This is a genomic window from Streptomyces sp. NBC_01476 (assembly GCF_036227265.1).
In the GTDB taxonomy this organism is placed as follows: Bacteria; Actinomycetota; Actinomycetes; order Streptomycetales; family Streptomycetaceae; genus Actinacidiphila.
Window position 1 is genome coordinate 315,751 of sequence record NZ_CP109446.1, and the last position, 12,620, is coordinate 328,370.

The 12,620-nt window shown below is 72.5% G+C and carries 13 protein-coding genes and 1 tRNA gene; 8 read left to right on the top strand and 6 right to left on the bottom strand.

Features of this window, described 5'->3' with window-relative positions; genetic code table 11:
* Positions 1 to 15 precede the first annotated feature (15 nt).
* Positions 16 to 144, bottom strand: a complete 129-nt coding sequence (locus OG552_RS01285) for a hypothetical protein (protein WP_329128808.1) — start codon at positions 142 to 144, stop codon at positions 16 to 18.
* A 125-nt stretch (positions 145 to 269) separates the two neighbouring features.
* Here OG552_RS01285 and OG552_RS01290 point away from each other — a divergent pair, with 125 nt between their 5' ends.
* On the top strand, positions 270 to 413 hold the full coding sequence (locus OG552_RS01290; RefSeq protein WP_329128810.1) for a hypothetical protein: 144 nt from the start codon (positions 270 to 272) through the stop codon (positions 411 to 413).
* Positions 414 to 532: 119 nt separating this feature from the next.
* Here the strand turns inward: OG552_RS01290 and OG552_RS01295 are convergent, their stop codons facing one another.
* Both OG552_RS01295 and OG552_RS01300 read right to left on the bottom strand, forming a co-directional pair.
* Positions 533 to 1,153, bottom strand: coding sequence for a PASTA domain-containing protein (locus OG552_RS01295; protein ID WP_329128811.1), 621 nt, complete (start codon positions 1,151 to 1,153; stop codon positions 533 to 535).
* A gap of 125 nt (positions 1,154 to 1,278) precedes the next feature.
* On the bottom strand, positions 1,279 to 2,505 hold the full coding sequence (locus OG552_RS01300; protein ID WP_329128812.1) for an acyl-CoA dehydrogenase family protein: 1,227 nt from the start codon (positions 2,503 to 2,505) through the stop codon (positions 1,279 to 1,281).
* 148 nt (positions 2,506 to 2,653) lie between these two features.
* Between OG552_RS01300 and OG552_RS01305 the strand changes: the two genes are divergently transcribed.
* A complete protein-coding gene (locus OG552_RS01305) occupies positions 2,654 to 3,301 on the top strand; it encodes a TetR family transcriptional regulator (RefSeq protein ID WP_329128814.1) in 648 nt (215 codons plus the stop codon).
* A 31-nt stretch (positions 3,302 to 3,332) separates the two neighbouring features.
* On the opposite strand, the gene def is transcribed toward OG552_RS01305, so the two are convergent.
* Positions 3,333 to 3,875, bottom strand: a complete 543-nt coding sequence (def, locus tag OG552_RS01310; protein WP_329128815.1) for a peptide deformylase — start codon at positions 3,873 to 3,875, stop codon at positions 3,333 to 3,335.
* A 169-nt stretch (positions 3,876 to 4,044) separates the two neighbouring features.
* Between def and OG552_RS01315 the strand changes: the two genes are divergently transcribed.
* From OG552_RS01315 to OG552_RS01335, 5 genes are all read left to right on the top strand, one after another.
* Positions 4,045 to 5,283: a MurT ligase domain-containing protein gene (locus tag OG552_RS01315; protein WP_329128817.1), complete on the top strand. Its 1,239-nt coding sequence runs from the start codon at positions 4,045 to 4,047 to the stop codon at positions 5,281 to 5,283.
* 43 nt (positions 5,284 to 5,326) lie between these two features.
* Positions 5,327 to 6,055, top strand: a complete 729-nt coding sequence (locus OG552_RS01320) for a type 1 glutamine amidotransferase (protein ID WP_329128818.1) — start codon at positions 5,327 to 5,329, stop codon at positions 6,053 to 6,055.
* Positions 6,056 to 6,258: 203 nt separating this feature from the next.
* Positions 6,259 to 7,284: a 6-phosphofructokinase gene (locus OG552_RS01325; protein WP_329128821.1), complete on the top strand. Its 1,026-nt coding sequence runs from the start codon at positions 6,259 to 6,261 to the stop codon at positions 7,282 to 7,284.
* Between the two features lie 137 nt (positions 7,285 to 7,421).
* On the top strand, positions 7,422 to 8,378 hold the full coding sequence (locus OG552_RS01330) for a cytochrome c oxidase assembly protein (protein ID WP_329128822.1): 957 nt from the start codon (positions 7,422 to 7,424) through the stop codon (positions 8,376 to 8,378).
* A gap of 17 nt (positions 8,379 to 8,395) precedes the next feature.
* A complete protein-coding gene (locus tag OG552_RS01335; protein WP_329128823.1) occupies positions 8,396 to 9,454 on the top strand; it encodes a hypothetical protein in 1,059 nt (352 codons plus the stop codon).
* Positions 9,455 to 9,746: 292 nt separating this feature from the next.
* Here the strand turns inward: OG552_RS01335 and OG552_RS01340 are convergent, their stop codons facing one another.
* Together OG552_RS01340 and OG552_RS01345 are read right to left on the bottom strand one after the other, a co-directional pair.
* Positions 9,747 to 11,327, bottom strand: coding sequence for a TROVE domain-containing protein (locus OG552_RS01340; protein WP_329128824.1), 1,581 nt, complete (start codon positions 11,325 to 11,327; stop codon positions 9,747 to 9,749).
* Positions 11,328 to 11,622: 295 nt separating this feature from the next.
* A tRNA-OTHER gene (locus tag OG552_RS01345) sits at positions 11,623 to 11,681 on the bottom strand.
* Positions 11,682 to 11,899: 218 nt separating this feature from the next.
* Between OG552_RS01345 and OG552_RS01350 the strand changes: the two genes are divergently transcribed.
* Complete coding sequence (locus OG552_RS01350; RefSeq protein WP_329128825.1) at positions 11,900 to 12,616, top strand: lysophospholipid acyltransferase family protein; 717 nt, start codon at positions 11,900 to 11,902, stop codon at positions 12,614 to 12,616.
* The last annotated feature ends 4 nt before the right edge of the window (positions 12,617 to 12,620 follow it).

Consider the following 12,620-nt stretch of genomic DNA (forward strand, 5'->3'; position numbering starts at 1 on the left):
CCGGATCGGGGCAGGTCAGCGGGCGACGCGGGTCCGCGCGGGGATCGCGCGGCAACACCAGCGGTCGAAGTGGTGCTCCTGCCGGGACGGCCAGAAGGGCTCAAGGTCGTGGCGACCCGTCCCGGTGTGCGTGATGCTGGCCATGCCCCTATTGAACCAGACGTGGGGCGTGCCGCGTCAGAGTGTAAGTAGTCATGGCGCGGCCCCGCCGCGCGGCCGGTTCCCGACCCGGGTCTAGTCTGGTCCCGCCGGACCAGAAGGAGCTCCCCATGCAGATCCACCACGCGCTGAACCTCGCCGTGAGCGATTCCACCGGACCCGGGCCGGTGATGCGCAGCATCATCGTCGTCGCGGTGGTCGGCGGCGCGCTTCTCGCCTGGTTCGTGCTGCGCGGCTACCGCAACAACGACTGACCGCCGGGGCACCCCGGCAGCCCCGCGGCCCCCGGGCGGCCTCGTCGGCGAACGCCCAGATCAGCCGCCCGGTACGGCTCCTGACACCCACGGCGCCTCGGCCGCCGGCGTCCGTACGGTCACGGACATCCCTCGCCGAACTTCACCGCGGTGAACTTCACCGGCTGCCCTTTGAGGGCGGCGCCGGGCGCCGGGCTCTGGGTGCAGACCTTCCAGTTGGACTGGAGCAGGATGACCCGGCTGCCTGCCGCGTCCGAGGTGCTGATGGACGTGCCGGACGGCAGACTGCCGGTGGCGGTGTTCAGCGCCTTGCCGATGTAGTCCGGCATGGTGGCGCCGGCTTCGGCCGGTGGTGACTGGTCGGTCGCGGGGCAGGTCTCGTCGAGCTTGACCGCGCCGAGGTCGATCGTGGTGCCGGTCTTCACCGTGCTCCCGGCGGCGGGCCGCTGCGAGCAGACCTTCCAGTCCCGGTCGAGGATCTGGTGGCGGGCCCGGCCGGCGGAGTCGTGGCTGGTCAGATTGCGGAACCCGGCTTTCTGCGCCGCGTCCTGGGCTGCCTGCAGGCCCTTGCCGACGAGAGCCGGTACGCGTCCGGAGGAGCGTGTCGCGGTGGTGGCGGTCACGCCGATGGACACATCGGGGTGCTTGGCGTCGGTCCCGTCCGGTTCGCAGGCGGTGAGCGCCGCCGCGGCGGCGAGTAAGGCGAAGGCCGCGATCCGGGTCCGGGTGTGGCTGGGCATGTGGTCGTCCCCCTCGGGTGTGGTCCAGGGTGACGAGCCTCGCAGCCCGGCGCACCGGTGGCAGCCGGTTCGCCGGGTTTGTTACGGAGTGTGCGAATCGAGGCAGGGCGCGGCGGGCCGCGGGGTCAGCGGATCGGCAGGCCGGAGAGGGTGCGGGCGATGACCAGCCGCTGGATCTCGCTGGTGCCCTCGAAGATCGTGTAGATCGCACTGTCGCGGTGCATCCGCTCCACCGGGTATTCACGGGTGAAGCCGTTGCCGCCGAGGATCTGGACGGCCTGGGCGGTGACCTTCTTGGCGGTCTCGCTGGCGAAGAGTTTGGACATCGACCCCTCGGCGGAGGTGAACGGCTTGCCCGCGGTCGCCATCCACGAAGCGCGCCAGACCAGCAGCCGGGCGGCGTCGATCTGGGTGCGCATGTCGGCGAGCTGGAAGGCGATGCCCTGGTTGTCGATGATCGGCCGGCCGAACTGCTCGCGGGTGGAGGCGTATTCGAGCGCGTACTCGTAGGCGGCACGCGCGGTGCCCACCGCCATGGCGCCGACGGCCGGGCGCGACGCCTCGAAGGTGGCCATCGCCGCGTTCTTGACCCGCTCGCCCCCGGCCTGGGCGCGCTCGCGGGCCCGGGCGAGGCGCTCGTCCAGCTTCTCCTTGCCGCCGAGCAGGCAGTGCCCGGGGACGCGGGCGTCCTCCAGCACCACCTCGGCGGTGTGCGAGGCGCGGATGCCGTGCTTCTTGAACTTCTGGCCCTGCGACAGGCCCGGGGTGCCCGGCGGCACGACGAAGGAGGCATGGCCCTTGGAGCCCAGCTCCGGGTCGACCACCGCGACCACCACATGGACGTTGGCTATGCCGCCGTTGGTGGCCCAGGTCTTGGTGCCGTTGAGCACCCACTCGTCCTTGGCCTCGTCGTAGACCGCACGGGTGCGCATCGCGGCCACGTCCGAGCCGGCGTCCGGCTCCGAGGAGCAGAAGGCGGCCACCTTGACGTCGTCGGCGTCGCCGTACATCTGCGGCACCCAGGTGCCGATCTGCTCCTCGGTACCGTTGGCGAGCACCCCGACGGCCGCGAGTCCGGTACCGACGATGGACAGCGCGATCCCGGCGTCACCCCAGAAGAGCTCCTCCATGGTCATCGGGATGCCGAGCCCGGTGGGGTCGAAGAACTGCTGCGCGTAGAAGTCCAGCGAGTACAGCCCGATCTTGGCCGCCTCCTGGATGATCGGCCACGGCGTCTCCTCGCGCTCGTCCCACTCGGCGGCGGCCGGGCGCATCACATCGGCGGCGAAGCCGTGGATCCACGAGCGCACGGACTGCTGGTCGTCGTTGAGTTCGAGCGAGAAGTCGCCCATCGTCCCCTCCACGTGCTTGTTACTTGCGGTAACGGCAGTCTGTTACCCTCTGGTAAGGAATGTCAACTCCACTCCCGGCGGGCGAACCGGCCCCCGCGGGGTGTTACGTTGCGCAGATCACCAGCATTCGAACACCTGGGAGGCGCGGGTGGAGACCGGCCAGCGGCAGGACCAGCGCACGGCCACCGAGCGACGGCGCCAGGAGTTGCTCGAAGCCGCGGAGCGCGTGGTGCTGCGGGACGGCCCGGAAGCGTCGATGAACGCCATCGCCGCCGAGGCGGGCATCACCAAGCCCATCCTCTACCGCCACTTCGGCGACAAGAGCGGCCTGTACCGGGCGCTCGCCAAGCGCCACACCGACGCCCTGCTCGCCACCCTGCGCGCCGCACTGGACTCCCCCGGCGACCGCCGGGACCGGGTGGAGGCCACCTTGCACGCGTACCTGTCGGCCATCGAGACCCGGCCGCAGGTCTACCGCTTTCTGATGCACCCCGCCGAGACCCCCTCCGCCGACGGCGAGAAGGGCTTCGACGTCGGCCGCCACCAGGTGCCGCTGCTGCGCCGGCTGGGCGAGGACCTCGCCGAGGTGATCGCCGAGCGGCTCGACCTCGGCCCGGACAGCCGGATGGTCGCCAGGGCCTGGGGTCACGGCATCGTCGGCATGATGTACGCGGCAGGCGACTGGTGGCTGGGCGAACGCCCGGTCTCCCGCGACCAGTTGGTACGCAGCCTGGCGGATCTGCTGTGGGGCCGGCTGGCCGCGGCCGGCGACCGTGCGGGCAGCCAGGGCCTGTGAGCGCCCCCGCACCCGCCGGCTCCCGCCGGCCCTAGGCGTCGGTCCTGGCCGCCCGGCGGGCCGCCCACAGCGCGCGGGTCCGCCGCGGCCCGCGCAGCCGGTCGGTGAAGACCGTCCCGTCCAGGTGGTCGCACTCGTGCTGCAGGCAGCGGGCGAAGAACCCGGTGCCGGTCACCGTCACCGGCTCCCCCGTGAGGTCGAAGCCCTCCACCACCGCCTCGTCGTACCGCCGGGTGCCGGACTCGATGCCGGGCAGCGACAGGCAGCCCTCGGCCCCGGTGACCGTGACACCGCCGACCCGCACCGGCCCGGGGTTGACCAGCTGGCCGAGGTGGCGGCGGTCCTCGTCGTCGGGGCAGTCGTACACGAAGACCCGCAGGCCCACGCCGATCTGACTGGCGGCCAGCCCGACCCCGCCGGCCGCGTACATGGTGGCGAACATGTCCTCCACCAGCCGGGCGAGTTCAGCGCCGAACTCGGTGACCTCCGCGCACGGCCGGTGCAGCGCGGCGTCGCCGAGCCGCCGTATCCGGTGAACGGTGCCGGTGCTGCCGGGGATCTGGCCGTATCGCATGGCGGACAGGGTAAACGCTGATCGGGGCGGCGCGGTGCGGCGGCGGGGCGTGATGTCGATAGGCTGAGCCGTAACCGGAACTTGTATGCCGCCGAGGCGGCGGACAGGGGCGGAGGACCGGCCGCCGCGAGGTGAGCGGCGGGGCCGGAGTCGAGGAGGAACAAGGACGATGGCAGGCAACTCGGAGCCGCTGTCGCCGCGGGCCAAGCTGGCCGTGACGGCGGGCAAGGCCGCGGCGGCGGTGTCGCGTGCGGCGGGCAAGGGCAGCGGGTCGGTGATCGGCGGCAAGGTCGCACTGCGGTTCGACCCCGACCTGCTGGCCAGGCTCGCCCGGCACCTGGACGTGGTGCTGGTCTCGGCCACCAACGGCAAGACCACCACCACCCGGCTGCTCGCCGAGGCGCTGCGGGCCAACGGCGAGGTGGTCTCCAACGCGCTCGGCGCGAACATGCCGGCCGGCATCACCTCCGCGCTGGCCGGCGGGTCCGAGGCCCGCTACGGCGTGATCGAGGTGGACGAGAAGTACCTGGCCGGAGTCGCCAGGGACGTCGCTCCCAAGGCCATCGCCCTGCTCAACCTCTCCCGCGACCAGCTGGACCGGGCGGCGGAGACCCGGATGCTCGCCGAGAAGTGGCGCGAGGGGCTGGCCGGTTCCGAGGCGATCATCATCGCCAACGCGGACGACCCGCTGATCACCTGGGCCGCCTCGTCCAGCCCGACCGTGGTGTGGGTGGCGGCCGGCCAGGAGTGGAAGGACGACGCCTGGTCCTGCCCGTCCTGCGGCGGTGTGCTGCAGCGCCCGTCCGAGGACTGGTTCTGCGCCGAGTGCGGCTTCCGCCGCCCGGCCCCCACCTGGGCGCTCTCCGGCGACCATGTCGTCGACCCGTACGGTGTCGCCTGGCCGATCCACCTGCAACTGCCCGGCCGCGCCAACAAGTCCAACGCGGCGGTCTCCACCGCGGCGGCCGCCGCCTTCGGCGTCGACCCGAAGATCGCCCTGGAGCGGATGTACAAGGTCCAGGCGGTGGCCGGCCGGTACGACGTGGTGTCGTACCAGCAGCGCGAACTGCGGCTGCTACTGGCGAAGAACCCGGCAGGCTGGCTGGAGACGTTCTCGCTGATCGACGGCCCGCCGACCCCGGTGATCCTGTCGGTGAACGCCCGGGGCGCGGACGGCACCGACACCTCCTGGCTGTGGGATGTGGACTACACCCGGCTGGCCGGGCACCCGATCATGGTGATCGGCGACCGCAAGCTGGACCTGGCCGTACGTCTTGAGGTGGCCGGCCTGCAGTTCCGGGTCTGCGCCGATCTGGACGAGGCGGTACGGTCTGCGCCGCAGGGCCGGATCGAGGCCATCGCCAACTACACCGCCTTCCAGGACATGCGCCGCCGTGTCGGCAACTGACCCCCGGCCCGCGCGGCGCCGACGACCCCGAGGAGAAGCACGCATGAGTGAGTCCAGCCTGCGCCTGGTGTGGGTCTACCCCGACCTGCTGAGCACCTACGGCGACCAGGGCAACGCACTGGTCGTGGAGCGGCGGGCCCAGCAGCGCCGGGTGCCGGTGACCCGGGTCGACGTCCGTTCCGACCAGCCGGTCCCGACCTCGGGCGACATCTATCTGATCGGCGGCGGCGAGGACCGGCCGCAGCGGCTGGCGGCCGAGCGGCTGCGCCGCGACGGCGGGCTGAGCCGGGCGGTCGCCAACGGCGCGATCGTCTTCTCGGTCTGCGCGGGCTACCAGATCCTCGGCCACGAGTTCATCAACGACCTGGGCCGTCCGGAGCCGGGGCTCGGCCTGCTGGACGTGGTGAGCACCCGCGGCGAGGGCGAGCGCTGTGTCGGTGACGTGCTGGCGGACATCGACCCGCGGCTCGGCCTGCCGCCGCTGACCGGCTTCGAGAACCACCAGGGCATCACCCACCTCGGACCGACGGCCCGCCCGCTGGCGCGGCTGCGGATCGGCAAGGGCAACGGCACCGGTGACGGCACCGAGGGCGCCTTCAACGACACCGTGTTCGGCACGTACATGCACGGCCCGGTGATGGCCCGCAATCCGCAGATCGCCGATCTGCTGATCAAGCTGGCACTGGACGTCAACGCGCTGCCGCCGGTCGACGACCAGTGGTACGAGGCGCTGCGCGCCGAGCGGATCGCGGCGGCGGTCCAGCCCGCCTGAGCGGGCTCCGCCGCGGCGGTGCCCCGCCCCGACCGGGCGCCGTCACGCTACGAGGCGGCCTCCTGGAGTTCGGGTAATCGTCAGGTGTCCGCAGTCCGGTCGGCGTGGAGGGCCGGGAGCGGGGCTCGGTAAACTTGCCGGGATCCATCCGGACGACGGGGTCCGGCGTCCGGTTGAGTTGCAGTGCGGGAGTGGCGAGAGCAATGCGTATTGGTGTGCTGACCAGCGGCGGCGACTGCCCCGGGCTCAACGCCGTCATCCGGTCCGTGGTGCACCGCGCCGTGGTGGACCACAGCGACGAGGTGATCGGCTTCCACGACGGGTGGAGAGGTCTGCTCGAGTGCGACTACCGCAAGCTGGACCTGGACGCGGTGAGCGGCATCCTGGCCCGCGGCGGCACCATCCTCGGCTCCTCCCGGGTACAGCCCGCGCACCTGCGCGGCGGGGTCGAGCAGGCCAAGGGCCACGTCAGGGACCTCGGTCTCGACGCGATCATCCCGATCGGCGGTGAGGGGACCTTGAAGGCGGCCCGGCTGCTGTCGGACGCGGGTCTGCCGATCGTCGGTGTGCCCAAGACCATCGACAACGACATCACCTCCACCGACGTCACCTTCGGCTTCGACACCGCGGTCGGCGTCGCCACCGAGGCGCTGGACCGGCTGAAGACCACCGCGGAGTCGCACCAGCGGGTGCTGATCGTGGAGGTCATGGGGCGGCACACCGGCTGGATCGCGCTGCACTCCGGCATGGCCGCGGGTGCCCACGCGATCCTGGTGCCGGAGCGGCCGTTCGACGTCGCGGAGCTGGCCCGGGTGGTCGGCGCGCGCTTCGAGGCGGGCAAGAAGTTCGCCATCGTGGTCGTCTCCGAGGGCGCCAAGCCGCAGCCGGGCACCATGGACTTCACGTCGGGGGCCACCGACATCTACGGCCACGAGCGCTTCTCCGGGGTGGCCAACCAGCTCTCGGTGGAGCTGGAGGAGCGGCTCGGCAAGGAGGCCCGGCCGGTGATCCTGGGCCATGTGCAGCGCGGCGGCACCCCGACCGCGTACGACCGGGTGCTCGCCACCCGCTTCGGCTGGCACGCGGTGGAAGCCGTGCACAACGGCCGGTTCGGCATGATGACGGCGCTGCGCGGCACCGACATCCAGCTGGTCCCGCTCGCCGAGGCCGTGGAGCACCTCAAGACGGTGCCGGCCGAGCGCTACGTCGAAGCCGAGTGCGTGCTGTGACCCGGACCGCTTGAGGGCCTGTCCTTTCCGGACCGGACACCTCAGGACGCTTACGGACCGTTTGCCCGCCCCCGCCCGGATTCCCGGCCGGGGGCGGTTCTACTCTGGTGCGGGCACAACGGTTGAAGGAGCGGCGGATGGATCACGGCGGACACGGCATGCACATGGATCTGCCGCCGTTCACGCTCGGCCGGGGTCTGGCCTTCAGCGGAGGCGATCCGTTCTTCCTGGCCGGCTGTGCGCTGGTGCTGGTGCTGTACGGCTGGGGAGTGCTGCGGCTGGTGCGGCGCGGCGACCGCTGGCCGGTGGGCCGGACGATCGCCTTCGTGCTGGGCGTGCTGACGGTCGGCGTGACGATGTGCACCAAGCTCAACGACTACGGCATGGTCGTCTTCAGCGTGCACATGGTGCAGCACATGATCCTCAGCATGCTCTCGCCGATCCTGCTGCTGCTGGGCGCTCCGGTGACCCTGGCGCTGCGGGCGCTGCCGGCCGCCGAGCGGGGCCACCTCGGCCCCCGCGAGCTGCTGGTGAAGCTGCTGCACAGCCGGTACCTGCGGTACGTCACGCACCCGGCGTTCACCATTCCGCTCTTCATCGCGAGCCTGTACGGGCTGTACTTCACCCCGCTCTTCGACACCCTGATGCAGACCACGGCCGGGCACATCGCGATGATGGTGCACTTCCTCGCGGTGGGACTGGTGTTCTTCTGGCCGATCATGGGAGTCGACCCGGGTCCGCACCGGCCGGGCCATGTGATGCGGATGCTGGAGCTGTTCGCGGGCATGCCGTTCCACGCCTTCTTCGGGATCGCGCTGATGATGGCGAGCGAGCCGATGATCAGCACCTTCGAGCACCCGGCGGCGTCGCTGGGGATCGATCCGCTCAACGACCAGACCACGGCGGGCGGTATCGCCTGGGCGTTCAGCGAGGTCCCGTCGGTGATCGTGCTGGTGGTGCTGCTCTTCCAGTGGTACACCTCCGAGCAGCGTCAGTCGCGCCGCACGGACCGGGCGGCGGACCGGGACGGTGACGCCGAACTCGTCGCGTACAACGCCTATTTGGCATCGCTGGAGGCGCGCAGCCGCGGCTGACGAGAGGGGGCCCTTCGATGGGCGGACAGGTGCGGGTCTCAGGTGCGGCGCTGGAGCTGCCCGGCGGGGTGACGGTCCGCTTCATGCGGACCCTGCGCCTGCCGGAGACCGGTACGCACCCGCTGCCGCCGGGGCTGGGGGGCTTCCCGCTGCGGCGGGTGGCGGAGCACCCGGAGCGGGTGCCGGCCGCGTGGCTGGAGCACGGCGGGGTGCTGCTGCCGGTGTACCGGCGTGAGGCCATGTGGCTGAGCTTCTCCTCGACGGCGCCTGCCGCCCTCCAGGTGGGGGTGGGCAAGGTGAGCGCGATCTCCGGGCGGCCGTGGAGCGACCGGCTGTCCCAGGACCCGCAGAACTACGTGGTGCTGCCGCGGCAGCCGTGGCTGGACGGCATCAACTCCGGGCAGGGCACGATCCGGCAGTTCGTGGCGCTGCCCCCCGGGCCCGGTGGCACGGTGGCGGGCCAGGCCGCCGGCGACGAGGTCTGGGACGGGGTGTGCCTGCAGGTCTTCGAGTTGCGCGCCGAGGTACTGGAGCAGTGGGAGGAGACCCAGCGGGAGCGGACGCGCGGGGCCTGGTACGGGGCGGGGGCGGCGCCCGCCTTCCCGCCGGCGGTCCCGGGCGCCGGGCCGGTGCCGCCGCCCGCGCCGGACCCGGTCAGGGCGCCGCCGGTGACGGGCCTCGGCACCGGCGGCCGGATGCGGCAGGAGGTCTACCGGGACGAGCGGCCGCCGGCCGACTGGCGCGAGCAGCCCTCCGGGCGGGTCTTCGTCCATCTGGCCACCGCCGCGCAGTGGCGGGCCATCACCGGGGAGCCGGCGCCTGATTCCCCGGTGGACCGCGCCGCGTACAACGCGGCCGGCCTGCCGTGGTTCGACTCCTACGACGATGACGACGCGGAGGGCACGGACGGCACGGACAGCACGGACGCCACGGACGCTGCCCCGGCGGATCCGCCCACCGGTCGCCGGCCGGCCGGTGACCGGCTCGGGGACGGGCAGCCGTGGGTGCCGCCGCGGCCCGGGCGGCTCAGACCGCTGGGCGACGGCCCGGACCAGGTGCCCGGCGGCGCGTGGTAGCGCGTGATGGCGCCGCCGGCCGAATCCGGTGTACCGAGCGCCACCATGCTGATCCGGGCCCACCACGCTCCTCCGGGCCCGCCGCCGGACGGCTGCCCCCGCCACGCTGATCCGAGCCGGGCCGGGCAGCGGGACGGCGGTCCCGGGAGCAGCGGGCGCCCTGGCGACCGGCGCGGAAAACGATGACCTCGACGTCGTCGACCGGGCCGCTGATCACGGCCGGGCCCACCCGACGGCGCGGCAGCGGCCCCTCGTGGGCACGGCACGCTCCGGTCGCCTCCGGCCCCGCGGCCTACGGCGCCGGGGTCACCGTTCCCAGGGCCACCCGGCGTCCCGGCCGCGGCTGAGCAGGTCGACCAGGGTGAACAGCTTGTCCGAGAACCCTCCGATCTCGTAGCGGTACGGGCGGGCGGTGTCGAGCGAAGAGCCCGCGTAGCCGGTGGTGTTGACGCCGAAGAGGGGCACCGTGGCGGGGATCGCCTCCGACACCGACAGGCCGTGCGCGCCCGTGCCCGGGTGGGCGAAAGCCTGCATGTCGGAGAAGACCACCACGCGGTCGTGGTGCCGGTAGTGCGGTGCCGTGGCCGACCTCACCGATCCGCGCGGTGAACTCCTCGGTCTGCCGCAGCACGCTGCCGCCAGACCGGAGCCGGTGCCCGAACGCGCCGTCCGCGAAGCCCACCAGGTCGACCTGGCAGCCACGGGCCGCCAGCGCCACCGCGAAGAGCGCGCCGATGTCGGCGTGCCGGACCTGGCCGCGTGCCGAGACCGGGGTGCGCATCGAGGCGGAGGTGTCGACCAGCACCAGGGTCCGCCCGGGCAGCGCCGGGATGTTCGCGGTCGACCCGAGCAGCGCCTGCTCCAGGGCGTGGCCCCAGCGCAGTGACGGCGCCGCCCGGTAGGCGGACAGGAACCGGTACGGGAACTGCCGGGAGCGCCGTACCTGCTCGGGGTCGGAGAGCCGGGCCGCCACCTGTCCGGCGATCTCGTCCGGCAGTCCGGCCTCGTCGAAGTTGCGCAGGTTGCGGGTGAGCGCCATCAGCCCCATCCGCGGCACGATCGCCGCCCATGCCTCGGCGTCCATGGCGCCGAGCGAGGAGAGCTGCTCCCAGGTCATCCCGGCGCGGCCCAGCCGGTCCGGGTCGGCGAGGAACCACTCCCGGCGTTCCGCCGGCGGCATCGCCATGGCGGCCCGGTAGGCGGTCAGCACCGGCAGCCGGTCGGTGACCCGGACCGTGGCGCGCTTCCACCGCCGGTCGGCGAGGTAGTCGAAGAGGTCTGCCTGCCACGGCCCGACCGGAGAGGGCTTGGCGAGTGCCACCACGTCCGCCATCCGCCACGCGGACGCGACGCCGTCGTACTTCAGCGCCGCCCGCTCGGTGTAGAGCCGCGCCACCGCGTCGGCGACACCGCGCTGCACACCACCGGGCAGCGTCACCGTACCGGTGCGCGCCTTCCAGTAGGCGATGAACTCCGCGGGCTCGTCCGCGCGCAGCAGGGCGTCAGCGACCATCTTCCGTACCGGCACGGCCGGTTCGGTGGCGGCGCCGGCCTTGCGGGCCAGCGCGGACTCGGCGGCGACCACGATCGCGGCCGAGCGCATGCCCATCTCGCCGCGCAGGTAGGGCACGAAGCGCGCCACCCAGTCCGGGTCGTGGGCTGTTGCCCTGTGCACCAGGTCGCGGAACCGCCGGTCCCGGTCGCCCGCCTGCTCGTAGTACGTGTCCTCGCCGGCCATGTTGACGGCGGCGAAGAGGAAGAGGTCGCTCCTGGCGTCACGGGTGAAGGCGGCGCCGCCCTCGAAGGTGGTGGTACGGCCGTCGGTGGTGACGGGTCCGGTGGGTGCGCGGCGGCGCAGCGCGAACTTGCTCATGCCGGTGCTCTCCTCACGTGGGCAGGACGACGGACCGGTACGCCGGCGGACCGACGGAGAGGAGGGAGGAGCGTCGCGAGTACCTGGCGTACGGGTGCTGTGGTGCGGTCGGCTCATCGAACACGGTGTCCCGTGTTCTCCCCGGAAGGAGACCCGTACCGCGCTTCGCGAGGCTGAATTCCGGCTGTCGGTCCGGCCGCCGGGCCGGACGGTGATGCGCAACTGGACACAGGAGGCCGGCGAGTACCCGTCGTACGAGCTACGAGCTGCTCTGCCATCTGAGCTACCGGCCCCATGGACCGGGCGGGGCTCGAACCCGCGACCTGCCGATTATGAGTCGAAGTAGGCCCGTACTGCGCTTCGCCGACCACCTGTGTCCGGTTGTCGCGGCACGGCCAACTGTAGGCAGCCGCCGTCTCATGGCGCACGCGGTTTATCCGCCGGCGCGTTCGGCGGACCGGCGGCGTGCGCCACTGGTCACGGTGGGTGTGCGGGCACTACTCTGCCGTGGCACCGGACCGCCGGGGCAGCGCAGCCGGGCGCCACGGGACCGGTCGGGGAGGCGGGTCGCGGTGTTCTACCGGGTACTGAAGTACGTGATTCTCGGACCGCTGCTGCGGTTGTTCTTCCGGCCGCGGATCGAGGGCCTGGAGAACATCCCGGAGAGCGGCGCCGCCGTCGTCGCGGGCAACCACCTGTCGTTCTCGGACCACTTCGTGATGCCGGCGATCCTGCCGCGGCGGATCACCTTCCTGGCGAAGGCGGAGTACTTCACCGGCCCCGGTATCAAAGGACGGCTGATCGCGGCCTTCTTCCGCGGTGTCGGCCAGATCCCGGTGGACCGCACCGGCGGCAGGGCGTCGGAGTCGGCGATCGACGCGGCGCTCGGCGTGCTGGGCCGGGGGGAACTGCTCGGCATCTACCCCGAAGGCACCCGGTCCCACGACGGCCGCCTCTACCGGGGGCGCACCGGAGTCGCCGTGATGGCGCTGCGGGCGGGAGCGCCCGTCGTTCCGTGCGCGATGGTCGGCACCTTCGAACTCCAGCCGCCCGGGCGGAAGTTCCCGCGCCTCGGCCGGGTGACGATCCGCTTCGGGCGGCCGCTGGACTTCAGCCGGTTCGCCGGTATGGAGGGTGAGCGGTACGCGGTGCGGTCGGTGACCGACGAGATCATGTACGCGATCATGGAGCTCTCCGGGCAGGAGTACGTCGACCGCTACGCGGGCGAGGTCAAGGCCGAGCAGGCGCAGCGCGGGCTGGGCGCGAGGCTGCGGCGCAAGTCCTCCTGACCGG